Origin of the sequence: Gordonibacter faecis, from assembly GCF_030077735.1 — a bacterium.
GTDB lineage: Bacteria > Actinomycetota > Coriobacteriia > Coriobacteriales > Eggerthellaceae > Gordonibacter > Gordonibacter faecis.
Window position 1 is genome coordinate 46126 of sequence record NZ_JASJEU010000025.1, and the last position, 23323, is coordinate 69448.

26 protein-coding genes and 1 pseudogene are annotated in these 23323 nt (G+C 56.7%); 11 read left to right on the plus strand and 16 right to left on the minus strand.

The features are described 5' to 3' along the window. The first annotated feature begins 83 nt into the window (after positions 1-83). From QNJ86_RS13265 to QNJ86_RS13285, 5 genes are all read left to right on the plus strand, one after another. Positions 84-1502: an SLC13 family permease gene (locus tag QNJ86_RS13265; protein ID WP_283833126.1), complete on the plus strand. Its 1419-nt coding sequence runs from the start codon at positions 84-86 to the stop codon at positions 1500-1502. Positions 1503-1605: 103 nt separating this feature from the next. Then, on the plus strand, positions 1606-3030 hold the full coding sequence (locus tag QNJ86_RS13270; RefSeq protein ID WP_283833127.1) for an SLC13 family permease: 1425 nt from the start codon (positions 1606-1608) through the stop codon (positions 3028-3030). Between the two features lie 553 nt (positions 3031-3583). After that, positions 3584-3898 (plus strand): PadR family transcriptional regulator, encoded by a 315-nt coding sequence (locus tag QNJ86_RS13275; RefSeq protein ID WP_283833128.1) that lies wholly within the window; start codon positions 3584-3586, stop codon positions 3896-3898. Then, positions 3895-4713 carry a DUF1700 domain-containing protein gene (locus QNJ86_RS13280; protein ID WP_283833129.1) on the plus strand — a complete coding sequence of 273 codons (819 nt, stop codon included), beginning with the start codon at positions 3895-3897 and terminating at the stop codon, positions 4711-4713. Before QNJ86_RS13275 ends, QNJ86_RS13280 begins: the two co-directional genes overlap by 4 nt. Next, complete coding sequence (locus QNJ86_RS13285; RefSeq protein ID WP_283833130.1) at positions 4697-5875, plus strand: DUF4097 family beta strand repeat-containing protein; 1179 nt, start codon at positions 4697-4699, stop codon at positions 5873-5875. Before QNJ86_RS13280 ends, QNJ86_RS13285 begins: the two co-directional genes overlap by 17 nt. Positions 5876-5979: 104 nt before the next feature. On the opposite strand, the gene QNJ86_RS13290 is transcribed toward QNJ86_RS13285, so the two are convergent. Beyond that, a complete protein-coding gene (locus tag QNJ86_RS13290; protein ID WP_283833131.1) occupies positions 5980-8010 on the minus strand; it encodes a RecQ family ATP-dependent DNA helicase in 2031 nt (676 codons plus the stop codon). A 678-nt stretch (positions 8011-8688) separates the two neighbouring features. Between QNJ86_RS13290 and QNJ86_RS13295 the strand changes: the two genes are divergently transcribed. Next, a complete protein-coding gene (locus QNJ86_RS13295; protein WP_283833132.1) occupies positions 8689-9336 on the plus strand; it encodes a hypothetical protein in 648 nt (215 codons plus the stop codon). A gap of 7 nt (positions 9337-9343) precedes the next feature. Here the strand turns inward: QNJ86_RS13295 and QNJ86_RS13300 are convergent, their stop codons facing one another. The 6 genes from QNJ86_RS13300 to QNJ86_RS13325 all read right to left on the minus strand — a co-directional run bounded on the left by QNJ86_RS13300 (position 9344) and on the right by QNJ86_RS13325 (position 14842). Beyond that, complete coding sequence (locus QNJ86_RS13300) at positions 9344-10660, minus strand: amidohydrolase family protein (protein ID WP_283833133.1); 1317 nt, start codon at positions 10658-10660, stop codon at positions 9344-9346. Positions 10661-10845: 185 nt separating this feature from the next. Further along, entirely contained in the window at positions 10846-11448 is a 603-nt protein-coding gene (locus tag QNJ86_RS13305; RefSeq protein ID WP_283833134.1) for a GNAT family N-acetyltransferase, read from the minus strand. Then, complete coding sequence (gene larC / locus QNJ86_RS13310; protein ID WP_283833135.1) at positions 11441-11995, minus strand: nickel pincer cofactor biosynthesis protein LarC; 555 nt, start codon at positions 11993-11995, stop codon at positions 11441-11443. Before larC ends, QNJ86_RS13305 begins: the two co-directional genes overlap by 8 nt. A 7-nt stretch (positions 11996-12002) precedes the next feature. Further along, positions 12003-12785 carry a nickel pincer cofactor biosynthesis protein LarB gene (larB, locus tag QNJ86_RS13315; RefSeq protein ID WP_283833136.1) on the minus strand — a complete coding sequence of 261 codons (783 nt, stop codon included), beginning with the start codon at positions 12783-12785 and terminating at the stop codon, positions 12003-12005. Next, a complete protein-coding gene (gene larE, locus QNJ86_RS13320) occupies positions 12785-13582 on the minus strand; it encodes an ATP-dependent sacrificial sulfur transferase LarE (RefSeq protein ID WP_283833137.1) in 798 nt (265 codons plus the stop codon). Before larE ends, larB begins: the two co-directional genes overlap by 1 nt. Before the next feature lie 132 nt (positions 13583-13714). After that, positions 13715-14842, minus strand: a complete 1128-nt coding sequence (locus QNJ86_RS13325; protein ID WP_283833138.1) for an aldo/keto reductase — start codon at positions 14840-14842, stop codon at positions 13715-13717. A gap of 179 nt (positions 14843-15021) precedes the next feature. On the opposite strand from QNJ86_RS13325, the gene QNJ86_RS13330 reads away from it, so the two are divergent. The 3 genes from QNJ86_RS13330 to QNJ86_RS13340 are packed head-to-tail and all read left to right on the plus strand — an operon-like array spanning position 15022 to position 15981. Next, on the plus strand, positions 15022-15348 hold the full coding sequence (locus tag QNJ86_RS13330; protein WP_283833139.1) for a PadR family transcriptional regulator: 327 nt from the start codon (positions 15022-15024) through the stop codon (positions 15346-15348). After that, positions 15345-15701, plus strand: coding sequence for a DUF1048 domain-containing protein (locus tag QNJ86_RS13335; RefSeq protein WP_283833140.1), 357 nt, complete (start codon positions 15345-15347; stop codon positions 15699-15701). The genes QNJ86_RS13330 and QNJ86_RS13335 overlap by 4 nt, the downstream gene beginning before the upstream one ends. 4 nt (positions 15702-15705) lie before the next feature. Beyond that, complete coding sequence (locus QNJ86_RS13340) at positions 15706-15981, plus strand: DUF1048 domain-containing protein (protein ID WP_283833141.1); 276 nt, start codon at positions 15706-15708, stop codon at positions 15979-15981. 485 nt (positions 15982-16466) lie between these two features. On the opposite strand, the gene QNJ86_RS13345 is transcribed toward QNJ86_RS13340, so the two are convergent. Continuing rightward, positions 16467-16712, minus strand: coding sequence for a helix-turn-helix domain-containing protein (locus tag QNJ86_RS13345; protein ID WP_283833142.1), 246 nt, complete (start codon positions 16710-16712; stop codon positions 16467-16469). Positions 16713-16916: 204 nt separating this feature from the next. On the opposite strand from QNJ86_RS13345, the gene QNJ86_RS13350 reads away from it, so the two are divergent. After that, complete coding sequence (locus tag QNJ86_RS13350; protein ID WP_283833144.1) at positions 16917-17114, plus strand: helix-turn-helix transcriptional regulator; 198 nt, start codon at positions 16917-16919, stop codon at positions 17112-17114. Between the two features lie 11 nt (positions 17115-17125). Here QNJ86_RS13350 and QNJ86_RS13355 read toward each other — a convergent pair whose 3' ends face one another. The 4 genes and pseudogenes from QNJ86_RS13355 to QNJ86_RS13365 all read right to left on the minus strand — a co-directional run bounded on the left by QNJ86_RS13355 (position 17126) and on the right by QNJ86_RS13365 (position 18985). Then, positions 17126-17578: an HI0074 family nucleotidyltransferase substrate-binding subunit gene (locus tag QNJ86_RS13355; RefSeq protein WP_283833145.1), complete on the minus strand. Its 453-nt coding sequence runs from the start codon at positions 17576-17578 to the stop codon at positions 17126-17128. 9 nt (positions 17579-17587) lie between these two features. Next, positions 17588-18079, minus strand: a complete 492-nt coding sequence (locus tag QNJ86_RS13360; RefSeq protein WP_283833146.1) for a hypothetical protein — start codon at positions 18077-18079, stop codon at positions 17588-17590. A 29-nt stretch (positions 18080-18108) separates the two neighbouring features. Next, positions 18109-18189: pseudogene (locus QNJ86_RS13965) on the minus strand (DUF933 domain-containing protein); the annotation flags it as partial. A gap of 139 nt (positions 18190-18328) precedes the next feature. Continuing rightward, a complete protein-coding gene (locus QNJ86_RS13365; protein ID WP_283833147.1) occupies positions 18329-18985 on the minus strand; it encodes a hypothetical protein in 657 nt (218 codons plus the stop codon). Between the two features lie 505 nt (positions 18986-19490). Here QNJ86_RS13365 and QNJ86_RS13370 point away from each other — a divergent pair. Further along, positions 19491-20072, plus strand: a complete 582-nt coding sequence (locus tag QNJ86_RS13370) for a recombinase family protein (protein ID WP_283833148.1) — start codon at positions 19491-19493, stop codon at positions 20070-20072. Between the two features lie 289 nt (positions 20073-20361). Here QNJ86_RS13370 and QNJ86_RS13375 read toward each other — a convergent pair whose 3' ends face one another. From QNJ86_RS13375 to QNJ86_RS13970, 4 genes are all read right to left on the minus strand, one after another. Continuing rightward, entirely contained in the window at positions 20362-20970 is a 609-nt protein-coding gene (locus QNJ86_RS13375; protein WP_283833149.1) for a hypothetical protein, read from the minus strand. Between the two features lie 262 nt (positions 20971-21232). Next, positions 21233-22108, minus strand: coding sequence for a hypothetical protein (locus QNJ86_RS13380; protein ID WP_283833150.1), 876 nt, complete (start codon positions 22106-22108; stop codon positions 21233-21235). Between the two features lie 386 nt (positions 22109-22494). Next, positions 22495-22959, minus strand: coding sequence for a hypothetical protein (locus QNJ86_RS13385; protein WP_227114466.1), 465 nt, complete (start codon positions 22957-22959; stop codon positions 22495-22497). 91 nt (positions 22960-23050) lie between these two features. Further along, complete coding sequence (locus tag QNJ86_RS13970) at positions 23051-23221, minus strand: helix-turn-helix domain-containing protein (RefSeq protein ID WP_227114465.1); 171 nt, start codon at positions 23219-23221, stop codon at positions 23051-23053. Between the last annotated feature and the right edge of the window lie 102 nt (positions 23222-23323).

Sequence of the window (23323 nt, forward strand, 5' to 3'; positions counted from 1 at the left end):
ACACAGTGGGTTTCTCCCCTGCGGCGCTGGGGAAACGAGAGCGCCGCAGGGGTTTTCTACAAGGAACACAGGAAGGGGTAACAATGGCTGAAGCAGCCAAGAGCAACAAGGTTCTCTTCAAGTGGATATGGATCGCTGTTGCCGCTCTACTTATTATCATTGGCCAGTTTGGCCCGCTGTGGTCGCCCGACCTGACGCGCGAGGGACAAGCCGCCATCATGGTGCTGTTGGCCGCCGTTGTCATGTGGGCGACCGAAGCGCTCCCTTTGCCCATCACGTCGCTTGTCATGGTGGCCATGTGTGGCTTTTTGGCCATCGCACCTTATAACGACATTTGGGCCGCCACGTTCACCGGATCGCTCTGGATGTTCATTGGCATCTTTGGCTTCACGACGTTTTTGGGGGTATCCACCTTCCCTCAACGCCTCATTGCAATGGTGGTGCGCCTGGTGAAAGGCAAGATCAACCTTGTCATTTTGGGCTTCATGATCATCTGCTGCGTCATTTCGGTGGTCATGTCCAACATCGCACTGACTGCCATCATGATGGGCTTCGCCGCTTCGCTTCTGCGTGCGGCTGACGCCGAGCCTGGCAAGTCCAACCTGGGCCGCTGCCTGGCGCTGGCCATTCCGTTCGCCGTTATGTTCGGCGGCTGCCTTCTGCCTTCCGGCACGCCCATCAACGTGGTGGTGCTCGGTCTGGCCGAAACGGCGTGCGGTGTGACCATCAGCTTCGCCGAGTGGTTCGGCTACACCATTATCCCGGTGACGCTGAGCCTTCTGGCCTGCTGGATCATTCTCATCAAGGTGTACAAGCCCGAACCGCTGAGCCAGGAAACCGTAGATAAGTTCCTGAACGAGGTATCCTCGCTACCCCCGATGGATTTCAAGGAGAAGTTCAACATCGGCGTGCTTCTGGTGGCGCTCGTGTGCTGGATTGCCAGCTCCTGGATTCCGGCGCTCAACACCACGTTTGTAGCGCTGGTGGCCCTGGGTCTTCTGTTCCTGCCCGGCACCTCCATGATTACCACGAAGCAGTACCGCTCCGAGAGCCCTTGGGACATCCTGCTTATGATGGCCTCCATCAATGGCATTGTGGCCGCTATGTCGGCCGCCGGTTCCGTCGCCTGGATTGTGAACCTGCTTCTGGGCGTGACCTCTGGCATGAGCTTCGTGATGCTGTTTTTGGTTATTAGCGTGGTGCTGGCTATCGTGCACAACTTCTTCCCCTCGGGCCCGGGTCTGGCTGCCCTCGTCACCGCTCCGGTGCTGGGTCTGGTGGCTGCCGTGGGTGGCAACTTTACCGCCACCATTCTTATGCTGGCTCTGTGGTGCGCCCTCTGCTTCCTCGTGCCGCTGGACTCCGTACTATTGGTGTCGTATGCCGGCGGGTATTACAAGTTTAATGAGATGTGGAAGGGTGGCCTTCCCGTCACGCTTGCCACCATGGTGTTCTTCAGCGCGTTTCTGCTGATAGTTCCACCACTTTTGGGCGCCGCATAAGCGCTTCTGCATGGTTCTACATGAGCGTGAGCCCCTTTCTGCGGGAGGGCGGGAAGGGGCTTGTCTATAAGGGGACGTTACTGTAATCTCGGGGGGATACATCGTGTCTGGAGCCGTTTTGCAATCCTCATTGCGACCGCGCGCTATAATCTGCATCCTTATTGCCGCCGCCCTCGTGGCCGCAACCGCACTTGCCCCATCCACACCCGGCCTCTCGTACGAGGGACGCATGGTGCTGGGTATTCTCGGCGCAGGCATCCTCCTGTGGGTGACCGAGTCGCTGCCACTTCCCGCCACGGCGCTCTTGGTGCTGGTAATGATGCCCCTCATGGGCGCCTGTTCCTTCGAGGAAGCATACGCCAACGCCATTGGCTCAACGGTGTTTTTCCTCATGGGCACGTTCGCCTTCACCGTGGCACTTGACGCCACGTCCATCCCCACCCGCATTGCCGCGCGCGTGCTGAAGTGGTCGGGCACCAACACCAACAAGATGCTGCTCGGCTTCATGTGTGCCACAGCATTTCTGTCGTTTTTCATGTCCGATGTCGCCGCGTGCGGCGTGTTTATCTCGGTGGGCAAACGACTACTGGAGTTGAACGAAGCTGAGAAGTTGAAGTCGCCCATGGGCAAGGCGCTCATGATAGCCATTCCCTGGGCGTCGTATGCTGGCGGTTGTGCCGTCATGACGGGCAACGGCTGCAACGTGGTGACGGTGGGGCTGTTCTCGTCGCTGTTTGGCGTGAACATGAACTTCATCGAATGGTCGATGCTGGGCTTTCCTTTCTGCCTCATTATGCTTGCGGTCTCGTGGTTTGTCATTACGCGGCGCTTTAAGCCCGAGCCCATCTCGCAGGCATCCATTGATGCCACCGCGTCCGAGGTGTCGAACATGGGCCGCCTCACCCGCCCTGAGATTCTCACGATGGTTATTATTGCGCTGGCTATGGTGTTCTGGATTCTCAGTTCGTGGTTTAGCTTTTTGAACACCGCTATGATTGCCGTGTTCGCCGTGGTACTGCTGTCGGTGCCCGGCTGCTCAACGCTGGAGTTTAAGACGCTCGTGTCGCGCATGAACTGGGGCGTACTCATCATGATCATGTGCATTCTGTCCGTCTCACACTTCGTGGTGACCACGGGTGCCGGTGACTGGATGGTGACCACCGTGATGGGAGCGCTCCCCGAAAGTTGGAAGACACCGTTCGCCGTGTTGGTGGTGCTGTCAACTATCGGCGCGGTCGTACATAACGTTGTGCCGGTTGGGCCCGCTGTGGCAGGCATCCTCGCCTACCCGTTCGGCGTGATAGCGGGCGACTTCGGCATTAGTATGTACTGCATGCTGATGGTAGTTGCCTGGCAGGCTTCGCTCGCCTACATTCTGCCGCTCGACTGCGTACCCATTCTCACATACTCCACGGGCTATTATCGTATGTCTGACATGGCGCGCATCGGCTGGATCCCCACCGTGGTGCTTATCGCACTCACCGCCACGTTACTGCCAGCCCTGTGCGCAGTGTTTGGGTTTGCGTAAGAGAAAGGTGCGCCTTCAGGTGTTTCGAATGCGTCTCAGGTTGAGAAGCAAAAGAGGAACTTCTAAGTTATAAGTATGATTTTCACAATAATAAATACCTGATGAAAATACCCCTAGCGAAGCGTCGGCATGCATCCCCGTCCCCCGGCGCTTCGTTTTTTCATTCTTTAATTCAGTAGTCTTTAAATCAATATTCCTTTTTTCATGCCTCAATTTTTCATGCCTCGTTTTTTATTCCCTTTTTGATCCAAAAAGGGTGAGCAGATGTTTCACGTGAAACAATGCCATTCGTTTTTTCGTGTCACTCGTTTTTTGTGTTGGTAGTTTTACGTGCTGTTCTTCCTTTCGTTCGTGTCATTCATTTTCATGTCGCTCGTTTTTTCGTTTTTGCGTGCTGTTGTTTTCGCTTTTTTGATACTCGTTTTTTCGTGTGCGGAAAGTTTTCCTTTGGGAACTTTTCTTGCAGTCATTGATCCACTCTCATAAAAGTTATTTATACCTCTTGACGCCCGATACTATGCAACGTATAGTATCGGGCGAAAGGAGGTATACGATGGACGCTCAAATGAAGCGCGGCTTTTTGGAAGTCTGCGTGCTCGCCTCAATCAATCGGCAGGATTCGTATGGCTACCAGATAGTCAAAGACGTGCCTTCCATTCTGAATTTGACTGAGTCGACGCTGTATCCCCTGCTCAAGCGCTTGGAATCAGCAGGGCTGCTCACCACGTACGCGGTGGAGCACAACGGGCGTTTGCGCAAGTACTACCGCATCACCGACGCGGGCGTGCGCCACATCGATGAGTTTCTGCGCGAGCAGGACGACATCGTCTCCATCTACGAATACGTGAAACGAGGTGCAAACCGATGAACAAGACCGAGTTTACTGAAGCGCTGCGACGCGCACTCGGCAAGTTGCCGTCGTATGAAGTTGAGCAATCGATTTCGTTTTATGCCGAAATGATTGACGACCGCATGGAAGACGGCATGACCGAAGCGGAAGCCGTGGCCGCGCTGGGGCCCGTCGATACTATTGCAGCGCAGATCATCGCCGAGACGCCGCCCATCCCGAAGGCCATCGCAAAGGCGAACACTGGCAGCCGCACTTTAAACATTGTGCTTCTGGCGGTGTTCTCTCCTCTTTGGGTGCCTATCGTACTGGCGTTGGCTATGGCGGTGTTTGCCGTGTATCTGTCCATTTGGATGGTGGTGGTGGCACTGTGGACTGTCGTGGTCATGCTGCTTCTGTGTGCACCCATTGGCATCTGGGGCTTGGTGTATAGCCTCTCCACCGGCTTTCCGCTGACGGGCCTGTGGCTTTTGGGCTGCGGGTTGGCCGGCGCGGGGCTGGGACTGTTTGCCTGGTTCGGCGTGCTGGCTGCCAGCAAGGGACTAGTGCAGCTCACGCACACGTTCGCCTGCTGGATTAAGAGTTTGTTCGTGAAACGGCGCACCAAGGGCGAAGAGGCTGGTGTGACAGGAATGCCCGGTGCTTTCCCCGGCGGCTATCCGCCTGCGCCGCCCGCACCCCCTACACCAACTGGATACAACGGGGCACCAGCAGGTTTTGCCACCTGCCCTCCACCCTCCCCCTACCCCTATCCGCCCACCTCTCCCCTGCCCACTGCGCCGCTGGCCGGGCAGCCGAACTCGGAAGGAGCGCCGAGCCATGACCACCGCGCGTAAAGTTGTTCTTATCATCGCCACCGCCCTTGTTATCGGCGGGTGTGCGATCTCCTTCGGAGCGTTCGCGGCCGCCGACTTCCGCCTGGAGAACTTGTCGAACATGCCGCGCGATTGGACCGAAGTCACCGAGACGCTTGATGCCGAGAGTGTTGCGGCACACAACGCCATCATTGTTGACAGCGAAGCGGGTGATGTCCGCTTCGAGGCTTCCTCTTCCGATGCCATTGAGGTCACCTATTGGAAGGGTGAGCTGCGGAATACCGAGATTACCGACACGAACGGCGAACTGCACATTACGTGCACGTCCAAGCCTCGCATCGGCGTCATGATCATGGACTTCGACTTCACCGACCGCTCCACCGTGGTGAAGGTGCCTGCGTCGTTCGCCGGCTCCGTGACGGTACGCTCCCACGAGGGCAGTACCACCATCGACGACATGCCGTCGCTCAGCGCCGTGAGCGTGACCACCAACAATGGCCACGCGCATATCGGCCGCTCCACAGCGGATTCCGTGGAGTTGAGGACTGAAAACGGCGTGGTTGATATCAGCGATGTTACGGCGAACAGTGTGGAGGCTTTCACCCGCAACGGCAGCGTACAGATGGCTTTCATTGAGGCGGCTGGCGCGGTAACGGCGCAGGGCGGCAATGGCACCATTTCCGTGAATGACCTGCGTGCTGCCACCCTGAGCGTCTTTGCGGAAAGCGGTAGTATTGAGCTGCGCGGCATCGACGCAGATACGGTGGAAACCCGCAGTCAGACCGGCAACCAGCACCTCAACGACGTGACGACTGGTCGCCTGACCGCACAGAGTATGCAGGGCAGCATTGACGGTACTGCACTGGTCGCCCGCGATGGCGCCTCGATCCAAGCTGATACGGGTGAGGTGAGCCTCTCGTTCACAGGGTCGGCCGAAGACTACGCCATCGATGCCTCATCGGCATCCGGCAACGTCCACGCGCCGCAGGGGTCGCCGAGTGCGACGAAGCGCATCGTGGTTCGCACCACCATTGGCAACATCGACCTGTACTTGAGCGAATCGCCCTCCGCGTTGCGGGATGAGCAAGCCCCGGGTGGCGGAAACGGCACGGGGGTGCCCTCAGCGCCAGTTCCTCCGACAGCACCTGAAGCACCCAAAGCGCCCTCAGCGCCAACAGCTTAAATAGGTTGCATTAGGCACTGTGTTTCAGCAGGCCGACCTGGACGAGGGATCCCTCCCCTTCGTTCTTGGTCGGCCTGTTGTATTCGCGCCTGTTGGGCTGTTGATCAGCCTCTTTCCTCCTGCGCATACACGGCGAGTTCGGCGAGGAAGGCCTCGCCGTAACGCGCGAGCTTGGTGGCGCCCACGCCGGATACGTCAAGGAATTCGTCTTCGGAAGCGGGGAGCTTCGCACACATATCACGCAGCGTGGCGTCCGAAAACACGATGTAGGGAGGTACACCTGCCTCGTCGGCCAGACGCTTGCGCAACGTACGAAGGCGTTCGAACAACTCCTCGTCTGCATCTGCCCCGCCAGCAGCCGTGCCCGAAGCACCAAACGCGCGTCCTCCCTTCACTCCCGCTGCGGCGCGCGTGCGATCGGCCTTATGCACCACCTTTTTCATGGTGAGCACAAACCCTTCTTCCGCCACCTCGCGAGCACGGGGACCCAGACCTACGGTGGGATAGGAACCTTCGGTAATACTCAGGAAGTCGCCGGCGACAAGCAACTCGATGATCTCTTTTATCTGGGCAGTTGATGCACGTGAAGCGCCATAGGTGGCCGTTTCATCCAGGTGCATTTCCAGCACTTTCGCGCTCTTCGACCCGCGCAGCACATCCACCACAAGCCCCTTGCCGAAACGCCCACGCAACTCCTGCACACACCGCATAATCGCCCGCGCATCAGCGGTAACGTCCACGGCTTCAAAGTCGCCACTGCAATTAGAACAACAAGTTCCGACTGCCTGTCGGCAGTCGGAACTACTCGACGCTGCGGAGGGTTCTGGTACCGAATCTTGCGGCTCCAAGCCTTCCTCACGGCCAAAGGGCCGCTTCGTCAGGCTTTCACCGCAATCTTCAGCACCAGAACCCTCTTCGCTGACGCTACGAACGCTCCCTAATCCTTGACCAAAATAATCCAAGATGTAGCGTCTCAGGCACGTGGTGGTGTTGCAGTAACCGGTCATGGCGGCAAGCAGGCGGCGGCGCGAGGCGCGAACAGCCTCGGCTTCTTCGGGCGTGAGTTCTTCGTTGCCCGACTCTTGCTCAATGAAGAAACGGCAGGTGGACACGTCGCCGTCGCTCCACAGCAGCATGCAGGTGGAGGGTTCACCATCGCGGCCCGCGCGGCCTGCCTCCTGATAGTACGCTTCAAGCGAGCCCGGCATGTTGTGGTGAATCACGTAGCGCACGTTCGACTTGTCAATGCCCATGCCGAAAGCGTTCGTCGCCACCATGACAGGGGCGTCATCGGCAATGAAGGCGCGCTGGCTCTCGATGCGCTGAGCGGTGGGCATGCCGGCGTGGTAGCGCGTAGCGCGCACACCCGCCTCAATAAGCGCGGCGTGCACCTTGTCGGTGTCCTTACGCGTGGAGCAGTACACAATGCCCGAGTCGGCCGGGTGCTCAAGCACCCACGCGGCAATCCACGCGAGTTTGCGTTTCGGGTCTTTGCGCTCCACGCCGAAGTAGAGGTTTGGCCGGTCAAACCCCGTGACCACCTCGTAGGGTTCGCGCAAATCGAGCAGGCGCACAATGTCGCGACGCACACGTTCGGTAGCCGTGGCTGTGAACGCCGCCACAACGGGACGCGTGGGAAGTTGCGCGATGAAGTCACCAATGGTGAGATACGATGGGCGGAAGTCCTGGCCCCACTGGGACACACAGTGCGCTTCATCCACCGCCACCAGCGAAATGGTCGCCTCGCGGGCAAAGTCGAGAAAGCGCTGGTCGGCGAGGCGTTCGGGCGCCACGTACATGATCTGGTACGCACCCGCGAGCGCGCGACGCAGCACGGTGGCCTGCTGACCAGGCGTCAGGGAGGAATTGAGATAGGCACCGCGCACGCCCGCGTCCAAAAGCGCGCGCACCTGGTCGCCCATGAGGGACACGAGCGGACTCACCACCAGGGTCAGACCTTCGAACACAATGCCCGGCACCTGGTAGCACACCGATTTGCCCGCGCCCGTCGGCATAACCGCCAACGCATCGCGCCCGGCAAGGATGGCCTCGACCACGCCCTCCTGCCCCGGCCGAAAGGCTTCGTAGCCAAAATGCTCCCGCAACGCCGCCCGCGCCGCCGCCCCATCAACCATGAATCGTCCTCTCCGGCGGCCCACCGCCCAACCCTCGTTCGTTAGGCCCCATCATAGCGTATTCGCCCCTTTAGCGGCGGACCGCCATCCTGAATTGAGGGGTTGCAAGGCGGAGCGCGGCGTGTATAATGCGGGGTGTCGGCGATGCCCGTTTGGTTAGAGTTGGGCGGGTGACGCAGGACATGTGCTAGGCGGTTCGGGTGCCAGCCCTACCGCCTTTTTTGTGCTCTTTTCGCCTTATGCCTCGCCTTTCGCCTTCGCCGCAACGCATCATGTACTGCCATAAGAAACGACAGTATGGAGCAAAGCCCCGCAATCAGGTTGAAACTATCCATGGGGATCCCCCTCTCTCTCGAGGCGTCACCCACCCGGGCGCGAACACCGCCGACAGGGGGCATTCTAGCACTCAACATTCTGCCAAGCTAGTACAAATTATGCGTCTGATCAGGCGTTAGGTTTCTGTTAGATTCTGGCAAGGTTTCGGTAGAAGATACGGCGAATACACGGCGAAACCGCGCCGTATCCGCGATGGAACTGCGGCATAAGGTGTGCGGTTCGCACGCATATCTGACAAGAATCAAGTGGCTACCCGAGCGGAAACACGCACAGTTCAAAAAACGCGTCACGTGCGCACTGTGCGATAATGAGCCGAACAATACTCTCCTCGAAGGAGCCACTATGACCGTCATGTCTGCACCGTTCGAATGCCTTACCTTCGCCGTGTCGAAACCGAGCTGGGGAACCAGTTCTCTGGTGGCTGCGCTTGTTGCGCCTGATGCCTATGAGTTGCGCCTGAAGCGTATCGAGAACGGTACGGCTACCGCAGATGAGGTGCGACCCTATACGCTTGAGGACGCGCACGCCCTTGACAAGTGGATTCGCGCACTCGGGTTCTACGACAAAGGCGCGTCGAGCGAACGGGTTGAGGGTGCGGGATCATGGACGCTCACGATAGCTTTTGCCAATGCCGATGGCCTGGTGCAAGGCGGTACCGCCTATCCCGATTCGTTCCCCGATTTGCTGGCCACCATGAAGGGGCTGGGGCTTCCGGGCTTTCGCCACCTGGACGAGGCGGCGTTTCTTGCAGATTTCAACACGCCGCAACAAGTGCGCGCCGCCGCACCCACGGCAATACCCGCAGGTCTTGGCATTCCCGGGCTTGAAGGTGCCTTGAGCGACCTGTTGAAAAATCCTGCTCGCGCCGAGTCCGCCCTGCGCGAGCAGTGCCGGAACCTCCCCGTGTCAACCAAGCAAGAGATGCTTGAGTTCATCAGGAAAACCAACCCCGAACACTACGACTGGTGGAAACGCATCCTGCTAGGATAGTGACGTCTTACGAAACCTTCGCCTTCGGAAGGAAGCCATCGAGTTCGGCGTCCAGTTCGGATAGGTGTTTGACTTGCGGGTGGTCGTTCAGTTGCCCGCGCGCCATCACGAGGCGTACCTGACGCAGTGCTTCCAGGTTCTCTAGCGGGTTTGCATCCATCACTATAAGGTCGGCGGCTTTGCCCGGCTCAATGGAACCTGTCTCGTCGCCGAGTCCCAGGATGCGCGCGTTCCCCAACGTGGCCGTGTGCAGGGCAAACGCGGGCGACACGCGCACGAGGCGCTCGAAATACACCACTTCGCGCCACATGTCGTACTGCGTGATGTAGGGGCACGACGAGTCGGTGCCGAGGCCCACGGAAATGCCCGCCGCGAGCGCCTGCTTCGCCGCGTCCACGATGCCCTCGAACACGATGCGGCCGTTCACCTGCTGCACGTGCGTGGACTTCGTCTTTTCGGGCGGCAGTTCCACGAACGGCAACGCAGGCGAGATGGTGCAGGTGAGCGACGAGGTGCGTCCAGCACCATTCTTCTTGAAGAGCGCGATGATCTCGTCGTCGAGGGGCCCACCGTGCTCGATAGTGTCCACGCCGGCTTCAAGCCCCACACGCACGCCTTCGGTACTTTCGATGTGAGCGGCTGTGGACATGCCCAGCTTGTGCGCCTCTTCGCAGGTGGCGCGCGCTATCTCGGGCGACATACGCAACACGCCAGGTTCACCTTCCACCTCGGCGTCAAACACGCCGCCCGTGATGAACAGCTTCACCAGGTCGCACTTGCGCGCGAAGCAGGCGCGCACGGCCTCGCGAGCCTCTTCCGGCGTGGAGACCACCTTCGCGAACAGGCCCGCACCGTGGCCGCCCGGCACCGTGACGCCCGTGCCCGAGGTAACCAACCGCGGCCCCGGATACTTGCCCGCGTTGATGGCGTCGCGCACGTCCACGTCGGCAAACGCCGGGTCGCCCACCGAGCGCACGGTAGTCACGCCGCTCACCAACTGCTGCTGCGCGCTCTTTCGCAGCATGCGACGCAGATACCACATGCCAAGAGGGTTGCCCGTCACCTTGTCAATGAGGTCGCCCGCACCGCCCGCACTCATCGGCTTGCCGGTGCCGCACAGGTGCACATGCGCGTTGATCAGGCCCGGCATGAGATACGCGCCACCCAAGTCCACCTCGCGCGCACCCGCAGGACACACCGTCGTAGCCGCCGTCCCCACCGCCTCAATGCGGCCATCGTTTACCACCACAGTCATATTCGACTGCGGCTCCATACCCTCCGTGCCATCAAGCACCGTCGCATGAGTAAACACAAACGCAGCCACAAGCCCCCCTTTCGCTTCGCCACGCGCCCCCATTCCCGAACGCGCCGCAGGTGTAATGAGGCCAGTATACGCCTCCGCCCGATCACATGCACTCACCAGCGAAAACTACGAAAACACGAAATGTTTTAGGCCGATTTTCCCCGAAAACACGAAATGATTATTGAAATAACGCAAGGGGCGCGTGCTTATTGAGCTGAGTGAGCGTCCCTCTCCTCGCGAGTAAGAGAGAAGGCAATGTGAGGCATGGCCACGCCGCGGTAGTGTTTTGTGAAGGTGAGACGCGGTGTCATGCCGTTGCGGCGGGCGACGTTTTGGGAGGCGGTGTTGGTGTCGCGAATGATTGAGAATACCTCGCACGCGCCCAACGTGTCGAATGCGTAGTCGCAGCACGCGCGGGCGGCCTCCGTGGCATAGCCTTGGTGCCAGAACGCGCGCTGGAAGAGATAGCCCACTTCAAGCACCTGCCGGCCGTCGCAGTCCTGCCAGGTGAGGCCGCACTGACCAATCATGGCGCTGGTTTCTTTCAGCACGACCGCCCAAAGACCTCTGCCGTCCGCGCGATAGCGAGCGCGCTGGCGGTCAAGCCACGCCTGCGCTTCTGCGTCCGAAAACGGACCCTCGTAAGCGTACATGACATCGGGGTCCTGCAGCATGGCGCAGAGCGCCGGAAAGTCATCCTGCGTCATTTCGCGCAGGACAAGGCGCTCGGTCTTAAGGATGGGGCGAGCGGGACAAGTTTGCGGGACGCCGGCCGCACAAGTGGCGAGCGGCGGCGTTGTTCTAGACATGGAATTCCTCGACGAAGTGTTTGATGAGGGCGGCGCTGGTGGGGGTGCAGCGTTCGCCTTCTTGGAGGGTTTCGCAGGTGGGGATACCCTTGGCCAGGATGGCGGCCGTGGCGGGTGCGGGGATGGGCAGTTCACCGTGCGCGCACACCACGGTGCCGCTGCCGGTTTGCACGGGTGTGGCGGTAATGCGCTCGGGCGCGAGCATTTCCACTGCGAGGCACACGGCGGCCACGTTGCGCACGGCTTCGCCGTTACCCACCTCGTGGAAGTGGGTTTCTTCCACCGCACAGCCGTGAGCTGCGGCCTCGGCCTCGGCGAGAATGTGGTAAATGGCGCGCATGTCGTCCTTCACGCGGTCGCTCACGGCCAGCGCGTCGATGGTGTCCAGCACCTCGCCCAGGTCGTGGTGGTGCCGCTCGGGCACGCCAGCCGCTTCCACGGCGGCATCAAGCGCGGTTTGCGCGTCGGCGTCAAGACGGCCGCGCAGGTCGGCGAGAATCGAGCGGCGCGTGGCGTCGCACGTGAGGTCAAGATGAAGTTCGGTCATGGGAAAATCACTTCGCTTTCAGATGATTGATGGATGACGCCTGGTAGCCAGCGCCAAAGCCGTTATCGATGTTCACCACGGATACGCCTGAGGCGCACGAGTTCAGCATGGCAAGCAGCGCCGCCACACCGCCGAACGACGCCCCGTAGCCCACGCTCGTCGGCACGGCGATGACCGGGCACGACGCAAGGCCGCCCACCACGGAGGCAAGCGCGCCCTCCATGCCAGCCACGGCCACCACCACCTGCGCAGCCGCAATGTCGTCAGCATGCGCAAGCAAACGATGGATGCCCGCCACGCCCACGTCGTAGAGGCGTACCACCTCGTTGCCCAGCACCTCGGCCGTGAGCGCCGCTTCCTCGGCCACGGGCAGGTCACTCGTACCGGCGGCAGCCACCACCACGGTGCCGTTGCCGTCAGGTTCAGGCAAACCACCCACGAGGCCAAGGCGCGGAAGCTCGTGATAGACAAACGCCTGCGCGGCAGCCGGGTCGGCATCAGCCAGCAGCGTACGCACCTCATCAGCGGCTTCAGCCGACAGGCGCGTAATCAGCACACGTTCCTGCCCTGCCGCACGCATTGATGCCGCAATGCCGGCCATCTGCGCAGGCGTCTTCCCCGCGCCGTAGATCACCTCGGCCACACCCTGACGCATCCCGCGTTGATGATCAACCTTCGCGTAACCCAAGTCTGAAAACGGTGCCGTCTTCAGGCGCAACGCCGCCTCGTCTGGGTCAAGCGAACCGTCGGCCACCGCGGCCAACAGCGCTCTCATCTCGCGCTCTTCCATCAGCGCTCCTCTTCCTCGTTGGTTGCGTTCGCTATGTCCGTTGCCTCCGTCGCACCGTGCGCAGCCGTGAGATGGTCTACCACGCCGTCGGCAGAACACGTCGTGTCCAGGTCGGCCCCTATGGCGGCATTGCGCGCCACCAGCCGCACCGTCACCTCAGGCGAGCGCGCGGCCGTAAGCAGCGCCTCCGCCGTGATGCGTTCGCGCTCCGGCACGTGCACGGCCAGGCAGGAAAAACTTGGCTTATTCGCCGTGAACAACCCCAGCTTGCGCGAGGCGGCGCGCACGTCGTCCTTGCTGAGGCCCGCCCGACGCAGCGGCGAGACCACGCCCAACTCAGCCAGCGCGCGAAAGCCCGGCCGGTGCGTCGGATCATCCGTGGCGTTCGTGCCGTCGGCAAGCACCGCGTCTCCCCACCCATCAGCCTCCATGTGCTTAAGAATGGTGGAGAAGATGAAGCGCTTGCACAAGTAGCAGCGGTCAGGCCCGTTTTCGCAGATGGCAGCCTCGGACAACACATCGGCATCGACCATCGCCAGCGGCACACCCAACTCTGCCGCCAACCGCTCGCCGTCAGCAATCTCACAAGGCGGCTGGAACGCCGTGCGCACCAGATACGCACGCACGTCCGCGCCCGCCGCGCGGGCTACCGCCACGAGATACGACGAGTCGCATCCGCCCGAGAACGCCACCGCCACGCGCGGCGTGCGCGCGAAGAATGCGTCAAGCGATTCAATATTCGTGCGCTGGCCTTCGCCACCCACATATGAATGGGCGGCCGCTACGTTGTCAGACATGGAACCCTTCTTCCGTTATGAACGAGCGCTAGCTTACTTCTTGGAGTGCGCTCCAAGTCAAGGGGTAATTTTTGGTCACAAACTCAACCGCACAATGGCGTCGCGCGGCCGCGAGCGAACGCGCGGCGCTTCCTACTCGAACAGTTCCGCCGCTCGCGCAAGCTCCTTCACAATGCCAATGTGCTGCGGGCACACACTCTCGCACGTGCCGCATCCGATGCACGACGACGCAGGGCCCGCCGACGCATTCCAGTCGTAGTTCTCCTGCGCGCGATACTCATCGCGATAGAGCGCGAGAATGTTCAGCGAGGCCAGCGCCGCAGGAATGCGCACGCCTTCGGGGCACGACTTCACGCAGTAGCGGCAATCGGTACACGGCACCGTGGGGATGCCGTCCAAAATGGCGCGCACCTGGGCCAGCGCGTCCAGCTCGGCGGGCGCAAGCGGCTTAAAGTCGCGCATAATGCCCACGTTTTCCTGCACCTGCTCGGGCATCGACATGCCTGAAAGCACGGTGAGCACGCCCGACAGCGACGCGGCAAAGCGCAGCGCCCACGACGGCAGCGGCTCGTCCGGGTTCGCCGCGCGCAGCACGTCGGCAGCCGCGTCCGGCAGCTTCACCAGCGAGCCGCCCTTGATGGGCTCCATCACCACGATGGGCAGCCCATGAGCGCGCGCCACCTCGTAGCACTTGCGCGATTCAACCGTTTCGCTTTCCCAGTCGGCGTAGTTGATTTGCAGCTGCACGAAGTCCATCTCGGGGTGCGCCGCAAGGATGCGCTCAAGTTCCGCCGCCTTGTCGTGAATGGAAAAGCCCAGGTTGCGAATCAGGCCCGCGGCCTTTTTCTCGGCCAAGAAATCCCACAGCCCCCAGTCGTCAAACAGGTGCGTGCGATCCTCGCCCAGGTTGTGCAGCAGGAAGAAGTCGAAGTAGCCAGCGCCCGTCTGTTCAAGCGAGGTCTCAAACATGCTGCGCGCGTCATCGGCGTCCTTCGCCATCCACGCCGGCAACTTCGTAGCCACCGTGAACGACTCGCGCGGATAGCGGTCCACCAGCGCCGCCTTGAGCGCCGCCTCCGACCGCCCGCCATGGTAGCCGCGCGCCGTATCGAAGTACGTGAACCCGGCATCCATAAACGTATCCACCATGCCGCAAAGCGTGTCGAGGTCAATAACCTTCTCCCCGTCCGACCCCTCAACCTCCGGCAACCGCATAAACCCAAACCCCAACTTGGGAATTTCCCCACCGGTATATGTCATAGCACGACCTCTCTCGTCCTACCCGCTTCGAAAAAATTCATCATGAGCATGATACTACGAGGAGACACCACCCCATTTTGAAATCGGGAGTTGACACGCATAACTACTCTGTGACACTATAGTGTGGTACTAAGCAATACGGATTACCTATTGTTGCAGAACGAGATCAAAGGACAGCGGTGGAAAACCTCACTGAAATGCTCAAGGGTGTGCTTGAGGGATGTGTGTTGGAAATTATTGGGCGCGGGGAAACGTACGGGTATCAGATTACGCGACAGTTGAATGAACTGGGGTTCTCTGACGTCGTAGAGGGAACCGTGTATACGATTCTCGTGCGGCTGGAGCGGCGAGGGCTCGTCGTCTGCGAGCGGAAGCCTTCCGAAATGGGGCCGCCGCGCAAGTTCTATTCCCTCAACGACGCAGGGCGCGCGGAACTGCGCGCATTCTGGGAGCGCTGGGACTTCATAACCGCGAAACTTGACGAACTGAAAGAAGGTGCCCGATGAACTTCTGGGATCGCGTAACCGGCAACGACATGGATCGCGACCTCGCAGGCTTCGCCGCACGCGCCGCCGAACTGCCGCCCGCCTACCAAGCCGCGTGGAAAGAAATCACCGAGCGCCTGTGGAACCATGCGGACTTCACGGGGCGCAACCTCATGCCCATTTTCGATGGCGTACTGGGGTTACTTGAGGAAGCGGCCGCTGATAATCGCCCCGTGGAAACGGTACTTGGCACCAACGTGGCTGACTTCTGCGCCGAGCTCGCAAGCGCTGAAGGAGCACAATCCTTGCGCGACCGCTGGCGCGACCAACTGAATGCCTCTATTGCCCGCAAGCTCAACCAGCAAGGAGAGTAGCCGCATGGACTTCCGCAACATGATTGAAGAAAAGCGCGAATGGCGCGTCCTCCAAGCCCGCGTCAAAGCGCTCCCCCGTGACTACCAAATTGTGTACAAGGAGCTACAGAAGTACCTCTTCAAAGTAGGTGCCGAAAACATGGACGCCAGCATGGAGGCCCTTTATAGCATCGTCGACCTCTTCGAAGAAGGCGCCACAACCGGAAAACCCGTCCTCGAAATAACCGGCCCCAACCCAGCCACCTTCGCCGACGCTCTAATTGAAAGCGCAGGTCAGTGAGAGTAAACACAGGGCCTTTTCTTACTTCCAGCGAACCACAAAAGACCGTAATTCAAGTTCTTTTCCTGGTTAACGCAAAATGTGACGCGCTTCGCGCTACTGATTACGCCAGGATGTTATGAGCCTCCCCATCACTATGACAAGGGCCTGCTCTTCTCTAGGTAACATGCTTGTCTGGCTATCCTCATCGGGATGCAAACAGCGACAGCGCGAAGCACATAGCCCCTTTAGGGATACATCCGCTCTATCACAGACGAAGAACGCAACTATGAACTGCGTTTTTCCGCTTCGCGCGAACGGCGCTCTGGCGAACGCCGCTACGGGGTTATGCCTCTTGCAAGTCAATGCCTACAAGCCAGTCAGCCCGCGTCATAATACAAGGGATGCGTGAAAACTCGTGGCATAATAGCCAGCGCGATAGCGCGTCACACTTTTTTCCGGCGGACAGGAACTTTTGCTACAACGCCCAACATGCCAGCTATCATTCACATCGAACTACTGATCCTTGATTCTTCAACGCAATCATCAACCACTTCGAAAAGTTCCCCGACGTCACATCCTATCGAATCGACAAGTGCAGCGAGGGTTGTCAGTCGCACAGCATTCACTCTACCTTCAGAGGTTTTCAACCTTTCCAGTTGGTCTTCTTTTAAGCCAGTGTCGCTGCACACTTTTTCGGCAGCAACTCCATGATCTTCCATGGCCTTCCATACACGCCAAACAACACGCATTTTGCTTAGCTTCCTTTCAGGCAAGAGGGTTAATTACGTAAGCTAATCAGAACAGGTTGTTTGCACCTTCAAACATGTATCCCCCAGTGCTTATAGCAATTCTTCAATCAACCTTTCGTTGCTTTTCTGGACTGATCAGTCCACTACTTTATTATTGTAACGCATAGCCTTCGTACTATGGATATAAAAGAATTTCGAAAGGCCTTGGGCAACAAAATCCGCGAGTATCGGAAAGCAGAAAACCTTTCCCAAGCGAAGCTTGCCGAAATGCTCGGCGGCAACAGCGACGGCTCGTATATTTCGCGCCTTGAATTAGGAAAACTCAGCTGCAGCACCGATCAACTCTACCGCATCTCCCGCGCCCTCGACGTCAGCTTAAAAGACCTAGTAGATTTTGAGTAGACAATAGTTACCTAAACTGTCGAATCTTTCGCTTCCCAAGCTTTGATCTTCACGTTGATGTCCTCACCGAATGCTTGCAGGAAGGGGATCCATTCGTCGAGTACTTTGCGGGAACAGTCGATTGCGAATTCGGCATTGTAGTTGTGCGAAAGTTCGTTGCGCATGAGGCGCATTTCGTTCCAGCGCGCACCGTCCTCAATTATGCCATTGTAGGCCGCCAGTTCGATAGCCTCGCGCGGACTCCCTTTAGCCCAGTCCACAATCCCGTAGCGCTGAATAAGAATGTCCTTCATAAGCTTCCATGACAAGTCGAAGGCAAGCCTGAACTTACTGAGCAGCCCGGAAAGTACGTAGGTATCCTCGAACACGGGCTTACCGTACGCTTGACCCAGCTCCCAGAGCAAACCATTAAGGTTGACCAGGCGATCCGTATAGGGCAAATCTATGTCATGCGTGCCGCTCACGCTAGCCCCCTACGCGCGCTTGGCGTAGATGTCGGCGTTTATGTGCCAGTCACCGTTGGCTTGCACGGTGACGTTTTGCCAATGGAAACGGTCGTCCTCGATGGTGGCGAACACCCACTTGTGATTCTCGTCTTCGAGGTTCGTCAGAACAATCATGTCGCCCTGCTTCTTTGCCTCAAGTCGGAAAATCTTGCCCGTGAATCCATACGCAACATCCCATGCGTGCGTGGTGGGGTTATAGACGCGAAGGGACGTGCCGTACTCAGTGAGAGGGTGCACGACATCGGTTCGCGCGTCACGCGCGGGCAGAATGATCACGTCCTGAATGCCCATGCCCTCAAGCACCCACGAGAAAATCCACTCGCCTTTGACCGAACTCGACAGGTTGTGGTCAATATAATCCAGCTTCCAACTGCCAATGAGTTTTCCAAAGTAATTGTACTCATCCGGCAGATTTGGGCTTTTGCCGTCGCTCACCAACGCCTCAACAAAGTCGTTCACGCACAACCCCTTCCCCGGCCGCCCAGCTGCTACACGTTAAACTTGAAGTGCATCACGTCGCCGTCCTGCACGACGTACTCCTTGCCCTCCTGGCGCAGCTTGCCTGCGTCGCTTATTTCCGCAGGTTAACGTAGGTATTTCAGCTAACGCTTTTCACCTTTATGCTGCACAAAGAGCTTACGTCGATCAGCATTTCCATACTCGTTTACAACAAAATTACAACAAAGAGGCAAAACTAGATGCAGCTAATTAGTCAACAGTGTTTCGTCCATCATTGGCGATTTCCTGTTGCTTCAGTTTGCTCTTCAGAACAGAAACCATTTGACTACCAACATCATAAGCCCAGTTTGCATCCTCATTTGAAAGCTCCGAGGCACCATGAACGGCTCTATTTAAAATTGAGGTGACTTCGCGAAGCAAAGAAGACTCTCCTAACGATATCGCGCCGACCTTTTCAAGATCGCGGATCCCTGAACCCAACCCTATTGGCCCAGGTTTTGGCGCAACATTGTATTGGGTCTTTAGCTGGTTCACAATTTTTTCTAACTCTATTCGAATGCCAGCCAAACCTAACTGCATGTCATTACGGAACACTTCAAACAGAAAATCGTTCCCGCTGTTTTTTTCAAAAGGTTCTTCCCCCGCCACTTCCTCGACTAGGGAATCCGCCTCTTTAGCTATTCGGTCTTTATCTTCGTTGTCAAGTAGCTCAATTTTCCCCAATCCGGTCAATTCGATCATCTTTAGATGGTGCAAGAACCATGGGAAACATACCAACACCAATAAAATTATCGAGATAGTGTCGATATACTCTTTAGAGAAAAAGGTATGAATCACGAATGCTACAAAAAACAGTAACGAGGGTATACCTTTTTGAATCCAGCTCATAGCCTTCTGTTTATTCACAATGCCTCCTCGGACAACCGATTTGCTCATATTCTCACAGCTCTCTCAACAGTATCCGAGAGACATCGACGACAGTCTGTATCTCATAAGTATATAGAACTGTTAATGTCTTTCACCTTTATTTCGCTAGTGCTATTCTCATGCGCTTGCGATGCAGGCAAGGCCAGGATACCGCGAATGGGGTCGCAAGAGTCAAATCCGCAAATGAGGATCCAATTTCTTTTGTTGAGGACAACCCGACCGAACCATGCCGATCTTCTTCATCAAAAGACTCTATGTATTCTATGCTGATCACCTAATTACCTCGTTAATGATTCCTATCGTCTACAGTGATAAAACCTCGCTTAAGCTTATCCCAATAATCATACTTTTGGGACGCGAGCAAAACACCTCGAATCAAAGTCAGAAATCACTCATCTTTCGTCCCAAATATCATTCCAAAACTGACCGTCCCGGTATATAATGCAAATAGGATTATTGGGACGTTACGTTTCGAGGTGACGATATGAGGTTCTTCTACGCGCGATGCTCCACGAAAGACCAGAACGAGGCCCGGCAGGTCGCATGCGCCAAGGAACTCGGCATTGAAGATTCTTGCGTGTTCATCGACAAGGCGAGCGGCAAGAACGCAGACCGTCCCGCCTTGCAGGACATGCTTTCCCGGCTCAGGGAAGGCGACGAGGTCTACATCACCGAGCTTTCGAGGCTCGGGAGGAACACCCGCGACCTCCTAGACCTCATGGACGAGTTCGAGAGAACGGGCGTGCAGCTCGTCAGCAAGAAGGAGGCCATAGACACCACAACGCCAGCAGGCAAGCTCGTGTTCAATATCTTCGCGAGCGTCGCGGAGTTCCAAAGGCAGATAATCCTAGAGAACGCAGCGGAAGGGAGAGCCGCCGCGAGGGAGCAGGGAAAGCCGATAGGCCGACCCAAAGTAGACCAAGACGCGCTGGGCCTGGCTCTGCACATGTTCCAATTCGACCCGGATAAGTCCGTGTCGGAAATCTGTTCCAAGACCGGAATAGGAAGAAGCACCCTTTACCGTGCAGCAGAAGCGCAGGGAGTAAGCAGGGCTTCAAAGAACTAAAGCGGTCAATAGAGAGCACGGCAACGATTCGCCGATACCCAAATCCAAGGGCTAAACGAGCCTTTTCTTCCACTCTAAGCGGCAACAACCCATCCAAAGGAGAATTCCTCCACCGCAGCACGTCCGCCCCTTAGAATCTTCCTGAACGCCCGAAAAGGATATGCTTCTGGCGCTCGAAGCCAGGAAGGTATAGCGGGTAGTTAAAACTTCGAAAGCGAAAACCGTTCAGCCCTAACGCGAACCGTGGTTCATCTGCTCCAAAGCCCACGCAGTCCAGAACGCCCTCACGCTACCGCCCCGCTTTCAACCTGTCGATGCAAGCGATTTCATCGTTCAGCAGCCGAAGCAGCCCGCCTCTAAGCGGCACGTAGAAATGCGGAGCGTCGAACAAGGTGATTCGCATGTTGACGTATTCTTCGAATTTGCGCTTGATGGCATAGTATCGCGCGATCCGGTCTTCCGGTATCTGCCCGTCCTTGGCGAAATCAGCTATAGCGTCCTGGTTGACGAAGGGGGCCGTGCTGAAATTGACGGCTATTCCCAGATCGGTGCTGTCGAAGTCGATTTTCGGAACGATGTAGTTGTTGACGTTCTCTTCGTTCAGGAGGTCGATGTATCTTTTGCAATCCTCATAGCAGTCGTTCAGGAGCAGCAACGACACCTTTTGCTTGTTCTCTTCCCGCCGCAACTCCTTCTCGCGAATCTCCACCTCCCTCCCGGTCAGCACCTTGTAGGTTATCGCGAACACAGCAAGGACGGCGACGGCGTTGAGGAAGCCTGTGTAAAAGCTCCAATTCATGTTCGACACATGCAGACCCAAAAGGGAGGGGATGTTCGCATAGTCCAATACCGTTGTCGTTGACACGAGCAGAATGAACGCTATGGCTGTTTTTCTCAATCTGCATCCTTCGTCTATAGAATTTGCAACTTGAATCATTTCCAAACTAAATCGCACTAACTAGAGAATTGGGGAGCTTGGATGCTTCCAAAAAGACTATCCAGAAATGACCCGCATCAAGCATGACGACGGTTTTAGCATAGGGGCTCAATGTCGGTAAGTTGCAACCCGCCGGTGATTGACCCCACAAAACCTGTGGCTGCGGTAAAGCTCGCTCCTGCTAAAGCTACAAGCAAGTTCCCCATAGCAATGTCCGATCTGTTTAGTCTGAATGCCGTTCAGAGCGCCATTTCTCTAGAATTTGTTCAGCTTTTTTGGATGTCTCTGCACCGAATAGCGTGGTTGACGTATATTTCGACAAAGCCATAAGATACGCTAACGGTGGCACCAATGCTTCGTTATCACATGGGGAATCTCCCCAAAACTGCCGAAAGGCTTTCATTTCGTTTAAGAGGCTATCTTCCCATTCTTTATACGCCTCGATTCTTCCCTTGTCTCTAGTCTCTACCGTCATTTCGTACACGCTAGGCCTTGGCGATAGGTACTTTCTTTTACTGTCTGCATACGCCTTTGCTTCTTCATCATCGATTTCACGGTAACAGTAGCTCATTTGCTCAAGTACATAATCTCTTCCATGATAAACGTCGCCCTGTATTCTGCTTAGGGAATCGTTTAGTACTTCCTTGGGGATAAGCGGCAAATAGAGAATCAAATCGTATAGACTCTTGATCGGATGCTCCTTGTCCTTGACCTCGTTTAGGAGAACCGTCGAAGCAAACTCCAGCTCTATCTCCTCCTTCTCATCCTGCGATTGAGACAGCGCATCAAAATGCTCTTCCAGAAGCGAGCCAGCGAAAGACTCATCGGGATTGCCTTTGATCTCGATAAGGTCATCAAGAGAGACGTCAAAAAATTTGGCGAATAGCACCAAGTCCGCAATCGAGGGGTTCCGCTTATCAGTCTGATCAAGCCAGTACTGAAGAGCTCTTTTGCTCTTATTAAGCGCGAAGGAAGCCGCTTCTACGTAACCATAGGTATCACAATCAAATTTTAGGTATAGGAAGTTTCGCAAATTGTCGCTCGTTTTCTCCCAGTCTATGGAGAAGTAGTTTGCGAATTCGTTCTTCATATCGTTCATAAGGTACCTCCGGACTCGGTCGCTCGATCACGCATTCAAATTATTAGCTACCGATCATGAATACTCAACGAACATTTTGTTCATTTTTGAAAGCCTGCACTCATCTCGCGAAATAAGTGCAAACATAGCTCCGCTTTACATGCCCAATCGAAAGGGATGCTTCTTTTTGATTTGCGATCTTGAATACATGCGCATTGTGCACAACACGCGATTATGATTTCTTTCGTCCCGATAATCATGTATACAATGCTCTAAGCCCAGAAGGTATAGCGAGTAGTTAAAAACTTGCAAAGCCGTTTGTTTAACCGGGCAACGCCGCACGTGGTTCATCTATTCAGAGAGATGCGATTAAGGAAGAATTACGTGAAGAGGTTGCCGATCTGAATCTAGCGGCTTCGCTTTTTTGATACGATTGCCGCTGCCGACAACCCTTGTATTGCTATACCGGCAAGAAGCGACGCTAGCAGGTAAAGCTGCAAAAAATCCAAGGGGAGTAGCTCAGGACTAACCAAAAAAACGAATACTGCTACTGCCCAGCATACAATTGTTGATGAGACGAGTTCCGGAATTCTACTTTTGAAAGCACTTAGGTAACTGCTCGTGCTTGATTGCCTTGATAATGCTGCACATAATTTCTTTCGGATCGACTCTTTCATCTTGCAAGCAAGATCGTCCATATCGCCTTCCTCGGAAATGCTAACAAGACCTTTGTAGAGTTCAATATCCTTTTTTGCCGCATTCCTCCATCCGAACTGAGCGAGCGTTCCAGATGCGGCATTAGCAACGATAGTGAGCACTATGAAAGCGCAGAATGATATCGGGTCAAGCGCAGAAAGCTCTATGTCACCCACGTCTATCGTCTCCTGCAAAACCTAGAACTTGGTTACGTCTGCTGTTGGTCGTTGTGTCTGGCTAAGCGATTGATCGTCTTTAGAAAAAGCGTCAAAGCTCATTTTTTGTCGAGTCCTTGTTCCGAGGAATCCCCTGCTTGTCCAGCTCTCTGTATATGGTCGATTTTCCAATACCCGATATTTTGACAATCTCGCTAACGGAATAACCGCCTTGATAGAGGGCAACGGCTTTACGCAGCTTTTTCGGGTCTGTCTTTTCCATGACCGAATTATAGGTCAAAAGGCTCTGAAATCATTGGGAAAGCGATGAGGCGATTTCATCATGAACGGCGATGATTTCGGACAACCTAGAATTTATGCTCTA